Genomic DNA, 20119 nt, shown 5'->3' with positions numbered 1-20119 from the left:
GTTCAGAACGGGACATCGCCCGCGATCGTGGTGCGGTACAGCTTGCGGCGCTGCTCGGGCGGGCAACCGGCGGCCAGGTGCAGCAGGGAACGGTTGTCCCAGAACACCATGTCCTGCGGCTTCCACTGATGGCGGTAGATGAATTCCTGCTTCGTCGAATGCTCGAACAGCGCGTCGAGCAGCTCGCGGCTGCGCGCTTCCGGAATATCGAGGATGCGGGTCGTGAAATGCTCGCTGACGAACAGCGCCCGCCGTCCCGTTTCCGGATGGGTGCGCACGACCGGCTGGCGCACCGGCACCACTTCGTCGATCTGGGCCTGGGTGAGCGCGGGACGCCATGGATTCAGCTTGCGCAGGTCTTCGTAGCGCGCCAGGTAGCTGTGTTCGGCCTGCAGGTGTTCGACTTCGCGCTTCAGTTCTTCCGGCAAGGTATCCCAGGCCAGGTGCTGGTTCGCGAACAGGGTGTCGCCGCCGTCGGCGGGCAGCTCCTGCGCGTGCAGCATCGAGCCCAGGCTCGGCACCGCTTTATAGGACAGGTCGGAATGCCAGTAGTGGCCGGCATCGCCCAGGCCGATCGGTTCGCCGTTCTCGCGGATATTCGAAATAACTAATACCTCCGGCTGCGTGGGCAGCTGGAACTGGCGCAGCACGTGGATCTGCAGTTCGCCGAAGCGGCGCGAAAAGTCCACCTGCTGGGCCGGGGTGATATGGGTATCGCGAAACACGAGTACGTGGTGGTCGAGATGGGCGCGGTGCACGCGCGCCAGGTCGGCGGTATCGAGCGGACGCGTGAGGTCGAGGCCGAGCACCTCGGCGCCGAGCGGGGCGCTGAGGGGGCGGATGTCGAAGTCCTGTCGGGAAGCGGTATCGAGAGGCATGATGATCTGAGCTGAGTCAATGTTGGGTTCAGGTTAGCCAGCCGCTGCGAGCCCGACAACGAATCATTTCGAGGATCGTCATGCGTTTTTTGAAATCCCGGCTGCGCCACCTTGGTACGACACTGAGCAATTACTGTGCATACAAGAGCAATTTTTGCTACGATTCGTGGGTTTTCCATAAAGCACCAGCTACGTACCGGTGCGTATCACCCTCCTCGGCGCATGGCGACAGACAAAGAACTAGGCGACTTCCTCGAGAATGTCGAACGGCGGGCGTTCAAGCAGGCCGTGTACGCGGTGCGCAAGGACGAAGCGGCGCTCGACATCGTGCAGGACGCGATGATCAAGCTCGCCGAAAAATACGGCGACAAGCCGGCCGCCGAATTGCCGATGTTGTTCCAGCGCATCCTGCAGACCACCATCCTCGATTACTTCCGCCGCGAAAAGGTCCGTAACACCTGGGTCAGCCTGTTCTCGGGCCTCGGCCGACGCGGAAACGACGATGAGGACTTTGATATACTCGATGCGTACGAAGCGGAGGAAGGAACGGCTGCGGCCGAGTCCAGCATGGATCAGGTCGAACGCGCCCAAACCTTGCACCTGATCGAAGCGGAGATACAAAAGCTCCCGGCGCGTCAACGCGAAGCCTTCCTTATGCGTTACTGGCAGGATATGGACGTGGCCGAAACGGCCGCGGCAATGGGATGCTCGGAGGGCAGTGTCAAAACGCACTGTTCTCGCGCTACGCATACCCTTGCCGATGCCCTGCGGGCCAAGGGAATAAAATTATGAATACCGACGACATCAACCTGGCGTACAAGCTGCGCCATGCCCTGAACGAAAACCTCGACGCGCTGCCGGCTTCGACGACCGAGCGCCTGGCCGCCGCGCGCGCGCTCGCGCTGTCGCGCAAGAAGGCCGATGCGCCGGTCGAAGTACAAGCAAACAAGCGCAAGACGCGGCGCTTCTTCGATGTCGACTTCCATTTCTCCGGGGCTGGACTCGGCCGCCTCGGCGTGGCCATCCCGCTGCTGGCGCTGGTGGTCGGCCTGGGCGGGCTGTACCAGTACGAACAGCAGCAGCGCATCGCCGAACTGGCCGAGCTCGACGCCGCCGTGCTGGCCGACGAACTGCCGCTGACGGCCTACCTTGACCATGGCTTCAATGCCTATCTGGAGTCGCAACAGCGCCGCCAATGAGGACACCCCCTTCCAAGCCACGCCGCCTCGGCTGGATTGCCGCGGTGGCGGTGGTGCTGGCCGGTCTCGCGGCCTGGGTCGTCTGGCATAACGCAGGAAACGACGGCCCTGGCGCCATCCGCAGCGCAGCCACGTCCACCGGCACGCCTGGCGCGCCCGCCAGGAGCGCGCCGACCCTCGGCCAGCCGCTCTGGCGCGAGCTGTCGCCAGCCCAGCAGGTCGCACTGGAACCGCTGCGTCCCGAATGGGATGCGATGGACAGCGTACGCAAGAAGAAATGGCTGGAGCTGTCGCGCCGCTTCGCGTCGATGAATCCGACCGAACAGGCACGCGTGCACGAGCGCATGCGCCAGTGGATGCGCCTCACCCCGGAACAGCGCAGCCTCGCACGCGAAAACTACACCAAGGCGCGCAAACTGGCGCCCGGCGACAAGGCCGCCACCTGGGAAAGCTACAAGCAGCTCACGCCCGGCGAGAAACAGCGCCTGGCGCAAGCGGCGGCGCGCAAGAACGCGGCCGCCGCCGGCCCGCCGGCGCCGGCCAGCACGATCGTGACCCCGACTCCCTGCCCCGCCGGCACCACGCGCCGCGGCGCGACCTGCATGTCGCTGGAGGCGCCGGCCTCGATCCCGACTGCCCCGGCGATCACCCAGCCCGCACCCGGTCCCGTGACGCCGCCGGCTGCCACTGCCCCGGCGGCGCCCGCCGCCCAACCCGCCGCCGCACCTGCCTCGTCGAATGCAAACGGATAACGAAGTCAATGCGGTCGTCACTGCGCCTTCCGTGATCGGCACGCCGACCGTCAGGCGGCGCATCGTCGCGATGGTCTACGAAGCCTTTCTCCTGATCGCGGTCGAAGCACTGGCCGTCTTCATCTATATTTACGCCACCGGCAACCGCCAGTCGCCCGCCTACCGCGCCGGCCTGATGGTGTTCCTGTTCCTGGTGACGGCGGCGTATTTCGTCCACGCCTGGAGCGGCAGCGGTTTTACGCTGGCCATGAAGACCTGGCGCATCAAGGTGGTGAAGGTGGGTTGTGCGAAGGTGCCTTTTAAAAATGCGGCACTGCGCTACCTGCTGGCCTGGGGATGGTTTGCGCCGGCGCTGGTGGTCGGCGGCGTGCTCGGCCTGCACCAGTTCAAGGAGTGGGCGCTGGTGCTGGTACTCGGGCTGGTGGCGTGGGGACTGACCGCCTTCCTGGACAAGGACCGGCAGTTCCTGCATGACCGGATTGCGGGGACGCGCTTGATTGCCTTGCCGAAGGTGGGAAAGAAGAAGTAAGCGGCCTCGGAAGCACCGTAACGCGTGGGCTCGGGAGCCCACCCTACGGTGCACCACCGCTGTCACTACACCGTTGGCCGCCGTGTAACGCGGTACAACGGTGGACCACCGCTGTCACTGCACCGTTGGCCGCCATGTAACGTAGGGTGGGCTCTCTGTTTGGCACAGGGACATCCTAAACACCTGGCTAGGGACATAGGTAACACCTTTTATGATCATTGCACTGCTGACTTTGGGAGCGTGCGATGCCTTGGAAGGAGAGTTCCAAAATGTCTTCTCGCCTTGAATTCGTGATGTTGGCATCGGCGCCGGGAGCCAACATACGGGCGCTGTGCCGTGCATTCAGCGTCAGTCCCAAGAGCGCATACTTGTGGATGGACCGCTACCGCCAGGAAGGGCCGGCCGGCTTGAGTGACCGGTCACGCCAGCCCCTGACGTCGCCGAATCGGAGCGATGCTCAGCTCGAGGCTCAGGTGTTGGCGCTGCATGACCAGTATCCGTGCTGGGGTGGGCGCAAGCTGGCCGCCTTGCTACCGGACGGGATGGCCAAGCCGCATCACAACACCATCGCCGCAATCTTGCGGCGTAATGGCCGTCGTTTAGTGCCCCACGCCGACGTTACCGAGCGAACGCACACCCGTTTCGAACACGAAGCACCCAATTTGCTGTGGCAGATGGATTTCAAAGGCCATATTGCGTTGACCGACAAGCGCGCTGGGCGCTGTCATCCGCTGACCGTCCTGGACGACCACTCCCGCTTTGCAATCTGTCTGGCTGCTTGCTCGGGCGAAGATGGCACGCAGGTGCGAACAGCCTTGACCCAGGCGTTTCTGATTTACGGCTTGCCGCAACGGATCACATGCGACAACGGTCCGCCCTGGGGAACGTCGGGGCATGGCACACTCTCCAAGCTGGAAATCTGGCTGACGCGCCTGGGCATCCGCGTCAGCCATAGCCGTCCTTACCATCCTCAGACGCAGGGCAAGGACGAGCGCTTTCACCGCACGCTTAAACGCGAATTGCTCGACCGTTCAGGCTTCAACACCATCGACTCATGTCAGAGCGCCTTCAACGGCTGGCGTGACCAGTACAACCTCATCCGCCCTCACGAAGCGCTTGGACAGCGCCCACCAGTGACGCGCTACACACCCAGCGCCAGACCGTTTCCATCGAGCCTGCCACCTATCGAATACGACGAGGGAGACGACGTGCGCAAAGTGCGCCGGCATGGCCAGCTGCACTTCCGCGGACGCGACTATTTTGTCGGCGAGGGGCTGCTCGATGAACTCGTTGCCGTGCGTCCAACGGCTGAGGAAGGCGTCTACAAGGTGTTTTTCTGCGAGCGGGAACTACGAATGATCGACCTACGAAACCCCGGCTAGAATGACACCACATGTGTTACCCATGTCCCTAGCCAGGTGTTACCTATGTCCCTGTGCTAAACACTCTCGAGCCCACGCGGTGAAACGTCAGCAGTCCGTTAAAACCGTTCGTAGTCCGTCAGATAGCGCCACTGCCCCGCCGGCAGCCCACCCATCGACATCCGCCCCACCCGCAAGCGCTTGATGTCGGTCACGGTCAGGCCCACCGCCGCGCACATGTGCTCGAGCTGGCCGGGCCGCACGCCCTTGGCGGCGAAGCGCAGGCGCCCCTCGCTTTGCCAGCTGACCTTCATCGGGTTGATCGGCTTGCCGTTGAAGCTCAATCCGTGGTTCAGCAGCGCGAGACCGCCCTCCCTGATCCCGCCCGACACCTCCACCACATACTCGTGCTCGACGCGTTCGCCGTCGTCGAGCAGCTTGCGCACGACCCGGAAATCCTGCGAGTAGACCAGCAGCCCGCTCGCATCGGTCTCCAGCGGCGTGCACAGGGTCAGGCGCGCCAGGTGGCGCCTCAGGAAGCGCGGCTGGCCGTGGCCGCCGACGACCAGCGTCTCCGGCGTCAGGCACTCCAGTGCATTCGCGCCGCGCATGCCGACGCCCGCATTCATGCCCTCGGGCTTGTGCAGCAGGATCGTGACCGGCGGCGCTTCCTCGGCGCTGGCGCCGGGCAGCACAGCCACGCTTTGCGAAGGCAGCACGCGCGTGGCCGGGTCCTCGACCACGACGCCGTCGACCGTCACACCGGCACCGGCGATATACCGTTCCGCTTCCGCCCGCGAGCATTGCACCAGTTCGGCCACACGCTTGGCCAGGCGGATTCCTTCCGCATTCCCCGTGTTGCTCATCAAGCGCGCCAGTCCTGGAAGAAGTTTTTGAACGCAGCGACGACCTTGTCGACGTCCGTGCGCGAGATGTCCAGGTGGGTCACCAGGCGCGTGCGCGGACCGATCGAGGCGCGGATGCCCTGCTCCGCCAGATGCGCGCTCAGCGGCGCGCAGGCGGCCGCCGGGATGTCCAGCCAGAAGATGTTGGTTTGCGGGCTGCCGACATTCAAAGCGTCGATCTGCGCCAGGCCTTGCGCCAGCAGGGCCGCATGCTCGTGGTCCTCCGCCAGGCGCTGCACATTGTGCTCCAGCGCGTGGTGCGCGGCCGCGGCCAGCACGCCGGCCTGGCGCATGCCGCCGCCCAGCATCTTGCGCCAGCGCTTGCCCTGTTCGATGAAAGCCTTCGGACCGAGCAGCACCGAACCCACCGGCGCGCCGAGACCCTTCGAGAGGCAGACCGAGACGGTATCGAAACCCTTCACCACCTCGCGCAGGCTGATGTTCTGTTTGACCGCCGCGTTGGCGATACGCGCGCCGTCGAGGTGGGTGGCGAGACCTTTCGCATGCGCGAGCGAGGTCGCGGCGGCGATGTAGTCCTGTTTCAATACGCGGCCGCCGATCGTGTTTTCCAGCGCCAGCAGGCGGGTGCGCGCGAAGTGCATGTCGTCGGGCTTGATGTAGGCCTCGATGTCGGAAAGCAGAATCGAGCCGTCCGCCTGGTTGGCGATCGGCTGCGGCTGGATCGAGCCCAGCACCGCGGCGCCGCCGCCTTCGTATTTATACGTGTGCGCTTCCTGGCCGACCAGGTATTCGTCGCCGCGGCCGCAGTGGGTCATCAGGGCGATCAGATTCGTTTGCGTGCCGCTTGGGGCGAACATGCCGGCTTCGTAGCCGAACAAATCGGCCGCGTAGTCCTGCAGGCGGTTGACGGTCGGGTCGTCGGCGTAGACGTCGTCGCCGACTTCAGCGGCGGCCATCGCGGCGCGCATCGCCTGCGAGGGTTGGGTGACGGTGTCGCTGCGCAGGTCGATCCAGGTGATTTTTTCGCTCATGGTCTCTCAGTCGTTCATTTCGGCTTTGGCTTCGGCTTCCGCTTGCGATGCATAGAAACGCTGGCCCATCTCTTCCAGCCCCAGCGTGGACAGCACTTCCTGCAGGCGCTCGCCCGGACGGCGGCGCGGCAGGTTTTTATAGGTCGCCACGATCAGCTCGTTCTTCATCGAGTGCTCCCAGCCCACCAGCTCGGTGACGGTCACCTCGTAGCCGTGCGCTTCGAGCTGCAGGCAGCGCAGCACGTTGGTCACCTGGCTGCCGAATTCGCGCGTGTGGATGGGACGGCGCCAGATTTCGGTCAGCGGACTTTTCAAGTCCCGGCCCTTATTCTTGCGCAAGACCGAAGCCACTTCGGCCTGGCAGCACGGCACCAGCACCATGTGCTTCGCCTTCTTCTTCAGCGCGAAGTCGATGGCGTCGTCGGTCGCCGTGTTACAGGCATGCAGCGCGGTGACGATGTCGATCGTCTCAGGGAGCTTGCTCGACGTGGTCGATTCCGCCACCGACAGCGGCAGGAAGGACATGTTGGCAAAGCCCAGGCGCGCCGCCAGCCCGGTCGATTTCGCGACCAGCTCGTCGCGCGTCTCGATGCCGTAGATGTGCGAGGCGTCCTCCAGGCCCTTGAAGAACAGGTCGTAGAGGATGAAGCCGAGGTAGGACTTGCCGGCGCCATGGTCGACCAGCGAGACTGAGCCTTTCTCCGAGCGCACGTCCTTGACCAGTGGCTCGATGAAGTTGATCAGGTGGTAGACCTGCTTCAGCTTGCGGCGGCTGTCCTGGTTCAGTTTGGCGTCGCGCGTGAGGATGTGCAGTTCCTTGAGCAGTTCGATCGACTGCCCGGGGCGCACCTCTGGTGGAAGTTCCGGCGCCGTGGCCGGTTTCTGGTCAGCGCGCTTCATGGATCCACGCCGCCTGGATGGCTTCCAGGACCCGCTCGCCGCCGCGCGTGCGGTCGTCGTCGAAGCCTTCGAGCTCGACGACCCAGTTGTGCAGGTCGACGAAGCGCACCGTGCTCGGGTCGACGTCCGGGTACTTCTCCGCCAGTGTTTCGGCGATTGCCGTCACATCATTCCACTTCATGGCTAGTCCTGATCAGTGGTTCTTTTCGGCCGCGTGGTTGATCGTGTACTTCGGGATCTCGACCACGAGGTCCTCGTCGGCCACGATCGCCTGGCACGACAGGCGCGAATTCGGTTCCAGGCCCCAGGCCTTGTCCAGCATGTCTTCTTCTTTTTCTTCCTGCTCGTTCAGCGAGTCGAAACCTTCGCGCACGATCACGTGGCAGGTGGTGCAGGCGCAGACGCGGTCGCAGGCGTGTTCGATCTCGATGTCGTTTTCCAGCATGACGTCGCAGACGGATTTGCCGCTCGGGGCTTCCAGTACGGCGCCGTCGGGGCAGAAGACCGGGTGGGGCAGGATGACGATTTGTGGCACGTTGTTACCTCATTAATTATTTATATCGTTCGCGGGCGGGTGCGTTCACACTTCGTCCAGCGACTTGCCTGCCAGCGCCTGGCGCACGCTCTTGTCCATGCGCCGCGCGGCGAATTCCTCGGTGCCGTGCGCGAGCGCCTGGACCGCATCGTGCAGCGCGTTCTGGCGCGTGCCCGGTTCCACAGCCGCATCGTTCGAACGTTCGGCCGCATCGCGCACGCCCTGCACCAGGGCCGCCAGCGCTTCCTGCTCGGACGCTTCCAGCAGATCGGCATCGGTATCGAGCGCCGACTGCGTCGCCAGCAGGATGCGCTCGGCCTCGACCTGTTCTTCGCGCAGCGCGCGCATCTGCATGTCGACCTGCGCCGAACTGTACGAGTCCTGCAGCATGCGCGCGACTTCGTCGTCGCCCAGGCCATAGGACGGTTTCACCGTAATCGAGGCTTCGACGCCCGAGCGCGTCTCGCGCGCTGCGACCGACAGCAAACCGTCGGCATCGACTTGATACGTTACGCGAATCCGCGCCGCGCCTGCCGCCATCGGCGGGATGCCGCGCAGCTCGAAGCGCGCCAGCGAGCGGCAGTCCGACACCAGCTCGCGTTCGCCCTGCACCACGTGCACCGCCAGCGCGGTCTGGCCATCCTTGAACGTCGTGAACTCCTGCGCACGGGCGCAGGGAATCGTCGAGTTGCGCGGGATGATTTTTTCCACCAGGCCGCCCATGGTTTCGATGCCGAGCGAGAGCGGCGTCACGTCCAGCAGCAGCCAGTCGTCGCCGGAAGCGCGGTTACCGGCCAGCAGGTTGGCCTGGATCGCGGCGCCCAGGGCCACGACCTTGTCCGGGTCAATGTTCGCGTGCGGGATGGTGTGGAAAAACTCCGATACGGCGCGCCGCACGTGCGGCATGCGCGTGGCGCCGCCGACCATCACCACGCCGTCCACGTCTTCGACCGTCACGCCGGCGTCGCGCATGGCCTTGCGGATGGCGTTCATGGTCTTCGCGACCAGGTGTTTCGTGATCTCGGTGAAGGTCTGCGCGGTGATGTTCACGTGCACCAGTTCGCCCGAGTTCAGGACGGCGTCGACCGTCGTCTCGTCGTTGGTCGACAGCAGTTCCTTGGCCTGGCGCGCCTTCACCATCAGGGTCGCCGTGTCTTCTTCCGACAGTGGCGACAGTTTCGCCTGCTCGGTGATCCAGCAGAACAGGCGGTGGTCGAAATCGTCGCCGCCCAGGGCCGAGTCGCCGCCGGTGGAAAGCACCTCGAACACGCCTTTCGACAGCTTCAGGATCGAGATGTCGAAGGTGCCGCCGCCGAGGTCGTAGACCGCGTAGACGCCTTCGGAGCCATGGTCCAGGCCATAGGCGATGGCGGCGGCGGTCGGCTCGGACAGCAGGCGCAGCACGTTCAGGCCGGCCAGCTGGGCCGCGTCCTTGGTCGCCTGGCGCTGGGCGTCGTCGAAGTAGGCCGGCACGGTGATGACGGCGCCGACCAGGTCGTCACCGAGTGAATCTTCGGCCAGCTGGCGCAGGGTCGCCAGGATTTGCGCCGAGGTCTCGACCGGGCTTTTCACGCCGGCGACGGTACGGATCTGGACCATGCCTTCGCCGTCGACGAAGTCGTAGGGCAGGTTCTCGGCGTGGGCGATGTCCTTCAGGCCGCGGCCCATGAAGCGCTTGACCGAGACGATGGTGTTCTTCGGGTCGGTGGTGCGGTGGGCCTGCGCCTTGCGGCCGATATGGGCATTGCCGTTGGCGAGGTAACGCACGACCGATGGCAGCAGGGAGCGGCCGTCCTCGTCGCTGAGCACTTCGGGGCTGCCGCTACGGACGGTGGCGACAAGCGAATTGGTGGTGCCCAGGTCGATGCCGACGGCCAGCCGGTGCTGGTGCGGCGCGGTCGACATGCCGGGTTCGGAGATCTGCAAAAGTGCCATGTTCGTGTTACCTGGTTGTTGTTCTGTGTGATGCTGCGGCGATCATCGCGAAATGCGTACGCCACTTGAACGCGTGGGCGGGAGACCCGCCCACCCTACATCCCTTCGGCACGCCGCGACGTTGATTTACCCTTCGATCGCTTCGTATGCGTACTGTACTTCGTCCCCGAATTTGTCGAGGAACATCAGCGCGCGCACGCCCTCGGCGGCCTTCGGAAAATCGCCGGCGTCGAGCTGCTTGCCGACCTCGGCCAGCATGGCCTTGCGCTCCATCCGCACCTGCTTGTCCAGGGCGTCCAGCGCGTCGGCGTCCTTCGCCGCGCGCGCGTCGCCGAGTTCTTCGCGCCACTCCATCTGCTGCATCAGGAAAGCCATCGGCATCGCCGTGTTCGACTCGGTCTGCAGGTCGACGCCGTTCAGCTCGCACAGGTAGTGCGCGCGCTTCTGCGGGTTCTTCAGCGTTTGATAGGCTTCGTTCGCGCGCGTGGCCCATTGCATGGCGACGCGTTTTTCCGCATCGGTGGCGTTGACGAAACGGTCCGGGTGGACGCGGCCCTGGACGTCGCGGTAGGCCGCGTCGAGCGCGGCCATGTCGACGTCGAAGCGGGCCGGCAGGCCGAAGAGCTCGAAGTGGTTCTGCATCAGGTTCTTAGATCCGGAAGCTCTCGCCGCAACCGCAATTGTCCTTGACGTTCGGGTTGTTGAAGCGGAAGCCTTCGTTCAGTCCCTCGCGGGCGAAATCGAGTTCGGTGCCGTCGATGTAGGGCAGGCTTTTCGGGTCGACGAAGACCTTCACGCCAAACGACTCGAAGACAGTGTCCTCGGCCGCCGATTCGTCGACGTACTCCAGCTTGTAGGCCAGGCCGGAGCAGCCGGTGGTGCGCACGCCGAAACGCAACCCGAGGCCCTTGCCGCGACGCTCGATGTAGCGGTTGATGTGCTTCGCCGCTTTTTCGGTCAGTGTGATTGCCATGCGTTCCTCTCCAGCTTGGTTCTAGCTAATGAATCAACTTTACTGCGCAGTTGCGTGCTTGGTCTTGTAGTCGGCGACCGCGGCCTTGATCGCGTCTTCGGCCAGGATCGAGCAGTGGATTTTGACCGGCGGCAGCGCCAGTTCTTCGGCGATCTGCGTGTTCTTGATGGCCAGTGCCTGGTCCAGGGTTTTACCCTTCACCCATTCGGTCACCAGCGAGCTCGATGCGATGGCCGAACCGCAGCCATAGGTCTTGAACTTCGCGTCTTCGATCAGGCCCTGCTCGTTGACCTTGATCTGCAGCTTCATCACGTCGCCGCAGGCCGGTGCGCCGACCATGCCGGTACCGACGGCGTCATCGCCCTTGTCGAAGGCGCCGACGTTGCGTGGATTCTCGTAGTGGTCGAGTACTTTGTCCGAATATGCCATGGTAGTGCTCCTTATCTTCTCTTAATGCGTTCCGTACTGATTAGTGGGCTGCCCATTGGATCGTGCTGATGTCGATCCCGTCCTTGAACATGTCCCACAGGGGCGACAGTTCGCGCAGTTTGCCGACCTTCGATTTCAGCAGTTCGATCGTGAAATCGATGTCTTCTTCGGTCGTGAAGCGGCCGATGGTAAAGCGGATCGAGCTGTGCGCCAGTTCGTCGCTGCGTCCCAGGGCGCGCAGCACGTAGGATGGCTCCAGGCTGGCCGAGGTGCAGGCCGAACCGGACGACACGGCGATGTCCTTGATCGCCATGATCAGCGACTCGCCTTCGACATAGTTGAACGAAACGTTCAGGTTATGCGGCACGCGGTGTTCCATGTCGCCGTTGATGTAGACCTCTTCGATCTCCATCAGGCCCTTGGCCAGGCGGTCGCGCAGCGCGGTGATGCGCACGATCTCGCTGTCCATCTCTTCCTTGGCGATGCGGAAGGCTTCGCCCATGCCGGCAATCTGGTGCGTCGGCAAGGTGCCCGAGCGCAGGCCGCGCTCGTGGCCGCCGCCGTGCATCTGCGCTTCCAGGCGCACGCGCGGCTTGCGGCGCACGTACAGGGCGCCGATGCCCTTCGGACCATAGGTTTTATGGGCGGTGAAGGTCATCAGGTCGCACTTCGTCTTGTTCAGGTCGATGTGCACCTTGCCGGTCGCCTGGGCGGCGTCGCAGTGGAAGATGATGCCCTTCGAGCGGCACAGTTCGCCGATTTCGTCGATCGGCTGGATCACGCCGATTTCGTTATTGACCAGCATGACCGAGACCAGGATCGTGTCCGGACGGATTGCCGCGGCCAGCTGCTCGACGGTGATCAGGCCGTTGTCCTGCGGCTCCAGGTAGGTGGCTTCGAAACCGACGCGCTCGAGCTCGCGCACGGTGTCCAGCACGGCCTTGTGCTCGGTCTTCACCGTGATGATGTGCTTGCCCTTGGTCTTGTAGAACTGGGCCGCGCCCTTCAGGGCCAGGTTGTTCGATTCGGTGGCGCCGGAGGTCCAGATGATTTCGCGCGGATCGGCGCCGACCAGGGCGGCGACGTGGCCGCGCGCCTCTTCGACGGCAGCCTCGGCCGACCAGCCATACATGTGGCTGCGCGATGCCGGATTACCGAACTGCTCGCGCAGGAAGGGGATCATCTTGTCCGCCACGCGCGGGTCGATCGGCGTCGTTGCCGAGTAGTCCATATAGACCGGGAAATGTGGCGCAGTCACGAAGCTCTGCTCGATTTTTTTGTCCAAAGGCGCGTTCATCAGTTCACTCCAGTCATGCTTCAATTTTGGTGGCGGTGGGGGTGCGGTGCACCACCACGACGTTCTGTTCTTTCTGCTTCTGCTGGTCGACCAGGTCTTGCAGGGAGACCGAATCGAGGTAGTCGACCATCTTGGCGTTCAGCGTGGTCCACAGGTCGTGGGTCATGCAGCGGATGCCGCTGGCGGCGTCCGACCCGTGGCAGTTTTCCTTGCCCCCGCATTGGGTGGCGTCGAGCGGCTCGTCGACGGCGATGATGATGTCGGCCACCGTCACCTTTTCCGCCGGACGCGCCAGGCTGTAGCCGCCGCCCGGCCCGCGGATCGATTCGACGATCTCGTGGCGGCGCAGCTTGCCGAACAGCTGCTCGAGGTAGGACAGCGAAATGGCCTGGCGCTGGCTGATGCCCGACAGCGTGACCGGACCCGTACCCTGGCGCAGGGCAAGATCGATCATCGCAGTGACAGCAAAACGGCCTTTGGTGGTCAGACGCATCACAACCCCGGTAATGTTAAAATATTGCCCTTGTTCATTTCGCATCCACTTTTCCAGGTCTTCGGTGCTGAAGCAGAAAGACCGGATTAGTTGAACGATTTAGTCAAGTATAGCAAATTCCGGGGGGCTTGTCTTGGCGGCCCCAAAAACGGCGGACCTGGTTAGCGAGGCTTTTTGGATGCTGCCGTAGGGTGGGCAGCTCCACCCTGACGATCGAACAGACGCGCCGTCCGCGCTGCCCACGCGGTGATACGCGACTTCTGGACGATCGCGCCCGCAATCGAAACCGCCTCTCAGCGCGCCCGCAACAACCCCATCGGCCCGAACAATTCCCGCATCCCCTGGTGCCCGATAAAGCTCAGGTTATACGGATGCTCCGCCAGCACCTGCGGCAAGCCTGCGGTTTCCGGCAGCTTCCTCAACTCCTCCGCAATCTTCCCCCACAGCACCAGCGTCGGGGGCTGGGGCTGCGCGGCCAGCACCGCCAGCACGGTCTGCAAAAACGGCAGCCAGGCGCGCGCATCGATCGCCGGCTTGACGTGCTTGCGAAACACCAGCGCCGCGTTCAGCAAGAGGAATCCCTGCTGCGTGAGGTTGTCCTGTAACTGCGCCAGGGTCCGGATCGAGCCGTTCGACAAGGCCGCGGCCGCCACCGGCGCCATGGCCGCGCCGCCCGTGTCCTCGAGCTGCAGCCGGCCGTCGGCCACCAGCAGCATCTTCATGAAGTTGCGCAGCGAGGTCGCCCGGTTCACCGGCTTCGACAGGCCCGCTTCGCTCCACAGGTCGCCGACCGCGCCATCCATGAAGCAGACGCCGGTCGCGCTCTCGGCGCGCGGATACGGTCCCTCCCCCACCAGCACGTAGCGCACCCGGTCCAGGGGCTGGGCAAACGCGGCGAACAAACGCCCCTGGGTCGGCAAATAATCGTCCGCGGCCAGTGCCGGCAGGTAGCCGGGATTGGCCTGCGCCACTGCTTCCAGGCCGCGCAGCAGATGGGGCCGCCAGGAGGCGTCGGCAAGGGCGAGCGCGTCGATCATGGCGCCGGGGATGGGGGAGCTGTTCATGGCTGGTCGGTTGCGAAAAAGAGGCGAAATTGTAGCCCAGCCCATGCGCAGCGGGTGCATCGGTGCCGTACGTCAAGCTGGCGTACCGGTTTCGCAAATCGAGGCATAGTAATCGCCCATCCACCAACACCCGAACAAAGGAGACAGAACATGCAAACCATCCAGGACATCATGACGCGCGACGTGCAGACCATTTCGCCGCAGGAGACCGTGCAGCGCGCCGCACAGCTGATGGACGAATTGAATGTGGGTGCCATCCCGGTGCTCGATGACGGCAAGCTGGTTGGCATGATCACCGACCGCGACATCACCGTGCGCTCCGTGGCCGTCGGCCAGGCGCCCGGCTCGACGAAGGTCGAGCAGGTGATGAGCACCGACGTGCGCACCTGCACCGCCGGCCAGAGCGTCGACGAGGTGCTGGGGCAGATGGGCGACGTGCAGATCCGCCGCATTCCCGTGCTCGACGAGCAGTCGCAACAGGTGATCGGCATCGTGTCGCTGGGCGACGTGGCGACCAAGCACTCGGCCGACGTCGACCGCACGCTCGACGAGATCTCGACGCCGTCGGAGCCGGACCGTTCGGCGACGAGGCACTGACACCGGACGAGGCGGACGCTCCCGTCCGCCTCCGGGAGCAGCCGCTTACTCGGCGTCCGGCTGCCTGGATGGATGCGCGGCCGCGAAGGCCGGCAGGTCGATGCATAGCGCGTAGATGCGGGCGATGTTCGGGTAGACGCTGATGTCGATCTCGAAACGCTGGGCATTGAACACCTGCGGCACCAGGAAGCAGTCGGCGATCGTCGGCGCGCTGCCGTGGCAGAAGGGACCGGCGGCCGGGTCGCGCGCGAGGTGCGATTCGAGGCCGGCCAGTCCTTCGCGGATCCAGTGGCGGATCCAGTCGTTCTTCTGCTCTTCGCTGATTTTCAGCTCGTGCACCAGGTAGCGCAGGACGCGCAGGTTGTTCAGCGGGTGGATGTCGCAGGCGATGATCTGCGCCAGCTCGCGCACGCGGGCGCGTCCCGGCGCATCCTGCGGCATCAGGGGCACGGCCGGGAAGCGCTCATCGAGGTATTCGACGATCGCCATCGACTGCGTCAGCGTGATGCGCTCGTCCTGGAAAGCCGGCACCAGGCCGCTCGGATTGATGCGCCGGTATTCCTCCTGGCGCTGCTGGCCGCCGTCCTTGAGCAGGTGCACGGGCACCGCGTCATAGCCCAGGCCCTTCAGGTTCAGGGCGATGCGCACGCGGTAGGCGGCGGAGCTGCGGAAATAGGTATAAAGCTTCATTCTTTCCTCTCGTGGGAATGCGCGCCGTGGTAATGCCTCACCTCGTGATCGATGGCGCCGAAAATGCTGGCGCCATCAAGATCCAGCATCTCGATGCGCACGTTGTCGCCAAAGCGCAGGAATGGCGTCGCCGGGGCGCCGAGTTCGATGGTTTCGTACATCCGCAGTTCGGCCAGGCAGCAGTAGCCGACGCCACCGTTGGCGATGCTCGAGCCATGCAGGCCGCCCTGCTTGTTCGACACCGTGCCGGAACCGATGATGCTGCCGGCGCCGAGCTCGCGCGTCTTGGCAGCATGCGAAACGAGTTGCGCGAAGCTGAAGGTCATGTCCTCGCCCGCGTTCGGCTTGCCGAAGGGCTCGTCGTTGACCGTGACCAGCAGCGGCAGGTGCAGTTTGGAGTCAAGCCAGGCGTCGCCCAGCTCGTCCGGCGTGACCGCCACCGGAGAAAACGCGCTGGCCGGCTTCGACTGGTAAAAACCAAAACCCTTTGCCAGTTCGCCCGGAATCAGGTTGCGCAGCGAAACGTCGTTCACCAGCATGACGAGGCGGATCGCCTTCGCGGCCTCGTCGATGCTCGCGCCCATCGGCACGTCGCCGGTGACGACCGCCACTTCCGCTTCCAGGTCGACGCCCCAGTCTTCGCTCATCACGGCGATCGGGTCGCAGGGACCGATGAAGGAGTCGCCGCCGCCCTGGTACATCAGCGGGTCGGTGTAGAACGAGGCCGGCACCTCGGCATTGCGCGCCTTGCGCACCAGCTCGACGTGGTTGATGTAGGCCGAGCCGTCGGCCCACTGGTAGGCGCGCGGCAGCGGCGAATGGCAATCCATCTCGATGAAGGATTCGGCCTGGTCGGCGCTGCCATTGTTGAGCTTGTCGTAGACGGCCTGCAGGCGCGGCGCGACCGCGTCCCAGTCGTCGAGCGCGGCCTGCAGCGTGCGCGCGATCTTCGGGACGGCCTGGCAGGTGACGAGGTCACGGCTGACGACGACCAGCGTACCGTCGCGGCCGCCGGTCTTGAGTGAAGCGAGTTTCATGGCGAGTTCCTTAGTCCGGGCATTAGTTGCCGCCATTAAAAGTCAAAACGAACTATCATACAAACAATATTTTCCGCCTGATTTATCAGACTATCCTATGAATCCCACCCTGCGCCAGATGCGCGCGTTCGTGGCGCTCGCCAAGACCAATAACTTTACGTCGGCGGCAGCGTCCATGCACGTGACACAATCGGCTCTTTCGGGCTTGATCAAGGAGCTCGAACAGACCCTCGGCGCACGCGTCGTCGACCGTTCCACGCGCCGCATCGTATTGACGGACATCGGCCGCGAGCTGTATCCGCTATTTAGCCAGATGATCGATGATCTCGACGGTGCGCTGGCGAACGTGGCGGACCATACGCAGTTGCGAAAAGGCGTGGTGCGCATCGCCGCGCCACAACTGATGTGCTGCACCCTGGTGCCCGCAGCCGTGGCTGCCTACCGCAGCGGGCAACCGGACATCGATGTCCGGGTCGCCGACAGCCCGGTCGAGAACGTGATCGCGCGCGTGCTCTCGGGCGAATCCGATTTCGGCATCGGACCCGAGCGCGAACCGGCGCCGCAACTGGAAGCGCGCGAGCTGTTCGAGATGCCCTTCTCCCTCGTCTTCCCGCAGGGACACCCCCTGGAGGCGAACGCGCGCGTCACCTGGCAGGACGTCGCGCGTTATCCCTTCATCGCCCTGCAGGGACAATTCACGGAGCGCCTGCTGGCCGACATGCAAGCCCTGCTGCGCGAAGTGCCCCTGAAACCGGCCAACGAAGTCACCTTCATGACGACGGCGCTGGCGATGGTCAGCGCCGGGCTCGGCATCACCGTCTGCCTGCCGTATGCCGAGCCGCTGGTGCAGCTCTACCAACTGCACATGCGCCCGCTCGAGGAGCCCAGGCTGACGCGGCGCTTTTTCGTCTACACGCGCGCCGGACGCTCGCTGTCGCCGGCGGCGCAGAGCTTCATCGATTTCCTGTTTCCGTATGTGGAGGGAAAGCGCAGCGAGGCGCGCATGATGCAAGCATGAATCAGCAGGCGTGAACCGGGGCTCTGCGCCGGCCGCCGCGCTGGGCTAGAATCGACGGATTGCAGATCGTTTCAGCAGGAGTGCCACAGATGTCCCTGAACACCATCGCGATCAACCAGCGCATGGACAAATTCGACGGCCACCATGAAGTCTGGCTGTTCGGCTACGGTTCGCTGATCTTCAAGGCCGACTTCCCCTTCATCGAACGCCGCCCGGCGAGCATCCGCGGCTGGACCCGCCGTTTCTGGCAGGGTTCGCACGACCACCGCGGCACCGAGGCCGCGCCCGGCCGCGTGGTGACGCTGGTGCCGGAAGAAGGCGCCGTCTGCCATGGCATGGCCTACCTGGTCACGCCGGAGGAATTCGCCCACCTCGACCACCGCGAGAAGAACGGTTACCTGCGGCTGGCGATCGATATCGCGTTCGATGACGGCGGCAGCGAAGAGGGACTGGTGTATATCGCGACGCACGAGAACGCGGCGTTTCTCGGCCCCGCGACCGAGCACGAGATTGCGCAGCAGATTGCCGGTGCGGCCGGGCCGAGCGGCCCGAACAGCGAATACCTTCTGGAACTGGCCCGGGCGCTGCGGGCGCTGGGCAAGCATGACGCGCACGTGTTCGAGATCGAGCGCCACCTGATCGACGCGGCCCGATCGTGAGTTTCCAGCCGGCGTCGTGACCCCGGCCCAGGGCGCCGCAGCCTCGCGGCGTCAACTCTTCCGGCACTTTCCTGAACCTTCAGGGTCGAACATCGGTCGTTCGAACAGCTGTCCTCGCGCCAGAGGACGGTCCGATTACGTTCACCAGGAGAGGCCATGTCCATCGACCGTCGCATCCTCGCCATTCTCGGAGCGCGGCTTCCCGCGATCTTCGACCTGATCCCCCGCGGCCCATTGAGTCTCGCCGCACTCAATGCGCAGCTCCTTCCAGCGCACGAACTGGGCGCTGCCATTGCCGCCGAGTTTGCGCATACCGCGTGGCAGGCCGATCGCTTCGGTCTCGACCCCGCGATCGCATTCATGGACCTCGACGATTGGTGCCCTACCCGTCCAAGGCCACCCAGGCTGCCGCCATGGTGGGGGCCACATCGCGGTCTGGGACCGCACCCGGAGCCGTGGAGTCAGGAATCGCATGCCGACTTCCACATCGGCTTTGCCTCCCGGCTTGCCTGGGCGTCGAGCCAGATCGATAGTCCCGCACTGCGCGAATCGTTCGACAAGGCGATCGAGCGCTCCATCGAGGCGATCGATTCCGGCACTCCCTGAAGCCGCAGCGGCACCCGCTATTGCGCATGGTTCGACGCTTTGCGGCGCCCACATCGCAGATACACGCGGGCGCCACGGCGGGTCCGATGGCCCGCCGCCCCCTCGTCAAAACAAATCCAGCTGCGCCGCCCCCTTCGCGCCCGCCTTGCCGGTCGCCGCCGGCACCACCAGCGGCCGCCGGAATTGCGATGTATCGAGCCGCTCGAAACGGCTGCCCAGCTTCCCCAGGCCCAGCCGCTCGACGGTCTTCGTAAAACGCTGGCGGATCAGGTCGGCCCAGACGCCCTCGCCCTGCATGCGCTTGCCCCAGTCGCTGTCGTAATCCTTCCCGCCGCGCATCTCGCGCACGCGGTTCATCACGCGCTGGGCACGTTCCGGGAAATGGGCTTCGAGCCATTGCTGGAACAGCGGATTGACCTCGAAGGGTAATCGCAGCACGACGTAATGGGCGCTGACGGCGCCGGCATCGCGCGCCGCTTCCAGGATGCGCTCGATTTCCGGTTCGGTGACGAAAGGGATGATCGGCGCCACGCTGACGCTGACCGGGATGCCGGCCTCGGTCAGGGTGCGGATCGTGCGCAGGCGCCGCGCCGGGGCGGCGGCGCGCGGCTCCAGGGTGCGCGAGATTTCCGAGTCGAGCGTGGTGATCGTGATCGCGGCACAGGCCTGGCCCTTGGCCGCCATCGGGGCCAGCAGGTCGATGTCGCGCTCGATCAGCGAGGACTTGGTGATCATGCCGACCGGATGCTGGCATTCGCTCAGCACCTCGAGCACCTGGCGCGTCAGGCGCATCTCGCGCTCGCAGGGTTGATAGGCGTCGGTATTCACGCCGATGGCGATGTGCTCGGGCTTGTACCCCGGATGCGCCAGCTCGCGCCGTAGCAGCTCGGCAGCGTTGACCTTGGCGAACAACCTGGTCTCGAAATCGAGCCCGGGTGAGAGGCCGAGATAGCTGTGCGTGGGACGGGCGAAACAATAGATGCAGCCGTGCTCGCATCCGCGATAGGGATTGAGCGAGACCTTGAACGGGATGTCGGGCGAGGCGTTGCGCGAGAGGATGCTCTTTGCGACTTCGTCCGTCACCTGAGTCTTGAAGCGCGGCGCATCGCCGGGCTCGATCCCGGCGTCCCAGCCGTCGTCGAAACCCTCGCGGCCGTTGACCTCGTACCGGCCTTGCATGTTGGATACAGCGCCCCGCCCTTTCGACACCGCGAGCGGACGCGGCGGCAACATTGGCTGCTCGGCACTGTATTCCCGGTCAATTGTTCGT

Annotated in this window: 25 protein-coding genes; 9 read left to right on the top strand and 16 right to left on the bottom strand. The window is 64.6% G+C overall.

Going from position 1 to position 20119, the window contains the following annotated elements:
* Positions 1–2: 2 nt before the first annotated feature.
* Positions 3–878, bottom strand: coding sequence for a TauD/TfdA dioxygenase family protein (locus tag LPB04_RS13065; RefSeq protein WP_193685004.1), 876 nt, complete (start codon positions 876–878; stop codon positions 3–5).
* A gap of 222 nt (positions 879–1100) precedes the next feature.
* On the opposite strand from LPB04_RS13065, the gene LPB04_RS13060 reads away from it, so the two are divergent.
* From LPB04_RS13060 to LPB04_RS13040, 5 genes are all read left to right on the top strand, one after another.
* The gene (locus tag LPB04_RS13060; RefSeq protein ID WP_193685003.1) at positions 1101–1670 is read left to right on the top strand and encodes an RNA polymerase sigma factor; all 570 of its coding nucleotides are present in this window, start codon (positions 1101–1103) and stop codon (positions 1668–1670) included.
* Entirely contained in the window at positions 1667–2077 is a 411-nt protein-coding gene (locus tag LPB04_RS13055; protein ID WP_193685002.1) for a DUF3619 family protein, read from the top strand. The genes LPB04_RS13060 and LPB04_RS13055 overlap by 4 nt, the downstream gene beginning before the upstream one ends.
* Positions 2074–2829: a DUF3106 domain-containing protein gene (locus LPB04_RS13050; protein ID WP_193685001.1), complete on the top strand. Its 756-nt coding sequence runs from the start codon at positions 2074–2076 to the stop codon at positions 2827–2829. Before LPB04_RS13055 ends, LPB04_RS13050 begins: the two co-directional genes overlap by 4 nt.
* Positions 2816–3358, top strand: coding sequence for an RDD family protein (locus LPB04_RS13045; protein ID WP_193685000.1), 543 nt, complete (start codon positions 2816–2818; stop codon positions 3356–3358). The genes LPB04_RS13050 and LPB04_RS13045 overlap by 14 nt, the downstream gene beginning before the upstream one ends.
* 245 nt (positions 3359–3603) lie before the next feature.
* Positions 3604–4740 (top strand): IS481 family transposase, encoded by a 1137-nt coding sequence (locus LPB04_RS13040; protein ID WP_193684999.1) that lies wholly within the window; start codon positions 3604–3606, stop codon positions 4738–4740.
* Positions 4741–4838: 98 nt separating this feature from the next.
* Here the strand turns inward: LPB04_RS13040 and LPB04_RS13035 are convergent, their stop codons facing one another.
* The 12 genes from LPB04_RS13035 to LPB04_RS12980 form a co-directional block, all read right to left on the bottom strand.
* On the bottom strand, positions 4839–5585 hold the full coding sequence (locus tag LPB04_RS13035; RefSeq protein ID WP_193688987.1) for an rRNA pseudouridine synthase: 747 nt from the start codon (positions 5583–5585) through the stop codon (positions 4839–4841).
* The gene (ltaE, locus tag LPB04_RS13030) at positions 5585–6616 is read right to left on the bottom strand and encodes a low-specificity L-threonine aldolase (protein WP_193684998.1); all 1032 of its coding nucleotides are present in this window, start codon (positions 6614–6616) and stop codon (positions 5585–5587) included. The genes LPB04_RS13035 and ltaE overlap by 1 nt, the downstream gene beginning before the upstream one ends.
* 6 nt (positions 6617–6622) lie before the next feature.
* Positions 6623–7516, bottom strand: a complete 894-nt coding sequence (locus LPB04_RS13025; protein ID WP_193684997.1) for a class I SAM-dependent methyltransferase — start codon at positions 7514–7516, stop codon at positions 6623–6625.
* Positions 7503–7697 carry a Fe-S cluster assembly protein IscX gene (gene iscX, locus LPB04_RS13020; protein WP_193684996.1) on the bottom strand — a complete coding sequence of 65 codons (195 nt, stop codon included), beginning with the start codon at positions 7695–7697 and terminating at the stop codon, positions 7503–7505. Before iscX ends, LPB04_RS13025 begins: the two co-directional genes overlap by 14 nt.
* Positions 7698–7709: 12 nt before the next feature.
* Complete coding sequence (fdx, locus tag LPB04_RS13015; RefSeq protein WP_193684995.1) at positions 7710–8051, bottom strand: ISC system 2Fe-2S type ferredoxin; 342 nt, start codon at positions 8049–8051, stop codon at positions 7710–7712.
* Between the two features lie 45 nt (positions 8052–8096).
* Positions 8097–9986, bottom strand: coding sequence for a Fe-S protein assembly chaperone HscA (hscA, locus tag LPB04_RS13010; RefSeq protein WP_193684994.1), 1890 nt, complete (start codon positions 9984–9986; stop codon positions 8097–8099).
* A 126-nt stretch (positions 9987–10112) separates the two neighbouring features.
* Entirely contained in the window at positions 10113–10628 is a 516-nt protein-coding gene (gene hscB / locus LPB04_RS13005; protein ID WP_193684993.1) for a Fe-S protein assembly co-chaperone HscB, read from the bottom strand.
* Positions 10629–10635: 7 nt separating this feature from the next.
* Complete coding sequence (gene iscA / locus LPB04_RS13000) at positions 10636–10959, bottom strand: iron-sulfur cluster assembly protein IscA (RefSeq protein WP_193684992.1); 324 nt, start codon at positions 10957–10959, stop codon at positions 10636–10638.
* 39 nt (positions 10960–10998) lie between these two features.
* Positions 10999–11388, bottom strand: a complete 390-nt coding sequence (iscU, locus tag LPB04_RS12995) for a Fe-S cluster assembly scaffold IscU (RefSeq protein ID WP_193684991.1) — start codon at positions 11386–11388, stop codon at positions 10999–11001.
* A gap of 40 nt (positions 11389–11428) precedes the next feature.
* Positions 11429–12685, bottom strand: a complete 1257-nt coding sequence (locus LPB04_RS12990; protein WP_193684990.1) for an IscS subfamily cysteine desulfurase — start codon at positions 12683–12685, stop codon at positions 11429–11431.
* A 13-nt stretch (positions 12686–12698) separates the two neighbouring features.
* On the bottom strand, positions 12699–13178 hold the full coding sequence (gene iscR, locus LPB04_RS12985) for a Fe-S cluster assembly transcriptional regulator IscR (RefSeq protein ID WP_193684989.1): 480 nt from the start codon (positions 13176–13178) through the stop codon (positions 12699–12701).
* A 293-nt stretch (positions 13179–13471) separates the two neighbouring features.
* On the bottom strand, positions 13472–14242 hold the full coding sequence (locus LPB04_RS12980; RefSeq protein ID WP_193684988.1) for a uracil-DNA glycosylase family protein: 771 nt from the start codon (positions 14240–14242) through the stop codon (positions 13472–13474).
* A gap of 150 nt (positions 14243–14392) precedes the next feature.
* Here LPB04_RS12980 and LPB04_RS12975 point away from each other — a divergent pair, with 150 nt between their 5' ends.
* A complete protein-coding gene (locus tag LPB04_RS12975) occupies positions 14393–14839 on the top strand; it encodes a CBS domain-containing protein (RefSeq protein ID WP_193684987.1) in 447 nt (148 codons plus the stop codon).
* A gap of 45 nt (positions 14840–14884) precedes the next feature.
* On the opposite strand, the gene maiA is transcribed toward LPB04_RS12975, so the two are convergent.
* Positions 14885–15529, bottom strand: coding sequence for a maleylacetoacetate isomerase (gene maiA / locus LPB04_RS12970; protein ID WP_193684986.1), 645 nt, complete (start codon positions 15527–15529; stop codon positions 14885–14887).
* The gene (locus tag LPB04_RS12965) at positions 15526–16566 is read right to left on the bottom strand and encodes a fumarylacetoacetate hydrolase family protein (RefSeq protein ID WP_193684985.1); all 1041 of its coding nucleotides are present in this window, start codon (positions 16564–16566) and stop codon (positions 15526–15528) included. The genes maiA and LPB04_RS12965 overlap by 4 nt, the downstream gene beginning before the upstream one ends.
* Positions 16567–16663: 97 nt before the next feature.
* Between LPB04_RS12965 and LPB04_RS12960 the strand changes: the two genes are divergently transcribed.
* From LPB04_RS12960 to LPB04_RS12950, 3 genes are all read left to right on the top strand, one after another.
* On the top strand, positions 16664–17584 hold the full coding sequence (locus LPB04_RS12960; protein WP_193684984.1) for a LysR family transcriptional regulator: 921 nt from the start codon (positions 16664–16666) through the stop codon (positions 17582–17584).
* Positions 17585–17673: 89 nt separating this feature from the next.
* Positions 17674–18243, top strand: coding sequence for a gamma-glutamylcyclotransferase (locus LPB04_RS12955; protein WP_193684983.1), 570 nt, complete (start codon positions 17674–17676; stop codon positions 18241–18243).
* A 156-nt stretch (positions 18244–18399) separates the two neighbouring features.
* A complete protein-coding gene (locus LPB04_RS12950; protein ID WP_193684982.1) occupies positions 18400–18849 on the top strand; it encodes a hypothetical protein in 450 nt (149 codons plus the stop codon).
* Between the two features lie 105 nt (positions 18850–18954).
* On the opposite strand, the gene LPB04_RS12945 is transcribed toward LPB04_RS12950, so the two are convergent.
* Positions 18955–20082: a PA0069 family radical SAM protein gene (locus LPB04_RS12945; RefSeq protein WP_193684981.1), complete on the bottom strand. Its 1128-nt coding sequence runs from the start codon at positions 20080–20082 to the stop codon at positions 18955–18957.
* Positions 20083–20119: the final 37 nt, after the last annotated feature.

The organism is Massilia litorea, assembly GCF_015101885.1.
GTDB classification, from domain to species: Bacteria; Pseudomonadota; Gammaproteobacteria; order Burkholderiales; family Burkholderiaceae_D; genus Telluria; species Telluria litorea.
The sequence above is the reverse complement of the archived record's forward strand: the minus strand, read 5'-3'. Positions and strand labels throughout refer to the sequence as shown.

What these genes read in the sequence shown, in the direction of transcription:
- LPB04_RS13065 (WP_193685004.1), bottom strand. Translation starts at nt 878, where the DNA reads ATGCCTCTCGATACCGCTTCCCGACAGGACTTCGACATCCGCCCCCTC.
- LPB04_RS13060 (WP_193685003.1), top strand. Translation starts at nt 1,101, where the DNA reads ATGGCGACAGACAAAGAACTAGGCGACTTCCTCGAGAATGTCGAACGG.
- LPB04_RS13055 (WP_193685002.1), top strand. Translation starts at nt 1,667, where the DNA reads ATGAATACCGACGACATCAACCTGGCGTACAAGCTGCGCCATGCCCTG.
- LPB04_RS13050 (WP_193685001.1), top strand. Translation starts at nt 2,074, where the DNA reads ATGAGGACACCCCCTTCCAAGCCACGCCGCCTCGGCTGGATTGCCGCG.
- LPB04_RS13045 (WP_193685000.1), top strand. Translation starts at nt 2,816, where the DNA reads ATGCAAACGGATAACGAAGTCAATGCGGTCGTCACTGCGCCTTCCGTG.
- LPB04_RS13040 (WP_193684999.1), top strand. Translation starts at nt 3,604, where the DNA reads ATGCCTTGGAAGGAGAGTTCCAAAATGTCTTCTCGCCTTGAATTCGTG.
- LPB04_RS13035 (WP_193688987.1), bottom strand. Translation starts at nt 5,585, where the DNA reads ATGAGCAACACGGGGAATGCGGAAGGAATCCGCCTGGCCAAGCGTGTG.
- ltaE (WP_193684998.1), bottom strand. Translation starts at nt 6,616, where the DNA reads ATGAGCGAAAAAATCACCTGGATCGACCTGCGCAGCGACACCGTCACC.
- LPB04_RS13025 (WP_193684997.1), bottom strand. Translation starts at nt 7,516, where the DNA reads ATGAAGCGCGCTGACCAGAAACCGGCCACGGCGCCGGAACTTCCACCA.
- iscX (WP_193684996.1), bottom strand. Translation starts at nt 7,697, where the DNA reads ATGAAGTGGAATGATGTGACGGCAATCGCCGAAACACTGGCGGAGAAG.
- hscA (WP_193684994.1), bottom strand. Translation starts at nt 9,986, where the DNA reads ATGGCACTTTTGCAGATCTCCGAACCCGGCATGTCGACCGCGCCGCAC.
- hscB (WP_193684993.1), bottom strand. Translation starts at nt 10,628, where the DNA reads ATGCAGAACCACTTCGAGCTCTTCGGCCTGCCGGCCCGCTTCGACGTC.
- iscA (WP_193684992.1), bottom strand. Translation starts at nt 10,959, where the DNA reads ATGGCAATCACACTGACCGAAAAAGCGGCGAAGCACATCAACCGCTAC.
- iscU (WP_193684991.1), bottom strand. Translation starts at nt 11,388, where the DNA reads ATGGCATATTCGGACAAAGTACTCGACCACTACGAGAATCCACGCAAC.
- LPB04_RS12990 (WP_193684990.1), bottom strand. Translation starts at nt 12,685, where the DNA reads ATGAACGCGCCTTTGGACAAAAAAATCGAGCAGAGCTTCGTGACTGCG.
- iscR (WP_193684989.1), bottom strand. Translation starts at nt 13,178, where the DNA reads ATGCGTCTGACCACCAAAGGCCGTTTTGCTGTCACTGCGATGATCGAT.
- LPB04_RS12980 (WP_193684988.1), bottom strand. Translation starts at nt 14,242, where the DNA reads ATGAACAGCTCCCCCATCCCCGGCGCCATGATCGACGCGCTCGCCCTT.
- LPB04_RS12975 (WP_193684987.1), top strand. Translation starts at nt 14,393, where the DNA reads ATGCAAACCATCCAGGACATCATGACGCGCGACGTGCAGACCATTTCG.
- maiA (WP_193684986.1), bottom strand. Translation starts at nt 15,529, where the DNA reads ATGAAGCTTTATACCTATTTCCGCAGCTCCGCCGCCTACCGCGTGCGC.
- LPB04_RS12965 (WP_193684985.1), bottom strand. Translation starts at nt 16,566, where the DNA reads ATGAAACTCGCTTCACTCAAGACCGGCGGCCGCGACGGTACGCTGGTC.
- LPB04_RS12960 (WP_193684984.1), top strand. Translation starts at nt 16,664, where the DNA reads ATGAATCCCACCCTGCGCCAGATGCGCGCGTTCGTGGCGCTCGCCAAG.
- LPB04_RS12955 (WP_193684983.1), top strand. Translation starts at nt 17,674, where the DNA reads ATGTCCCTGAACACCATCGCGATCAACCAGCGCATGGACAAATTCGAC.
- LPB04_RS12950 (WP_193684982.1), top strand. Translation starts at nt 18,400, where the DNA reads ATGTCCATCGACCGTCGCATCCTCGCCATTCTCGGAGCGCGGCTTCCC.
- LPB04_RS12945 (WP_193684981.1), bottom strand. Translation starts at nt 20,082, where the DNA reads ATGTTGCCGCCGCGTCCGCTCGCGGTGTCGAAAGGGCGGGGCGCTGTA.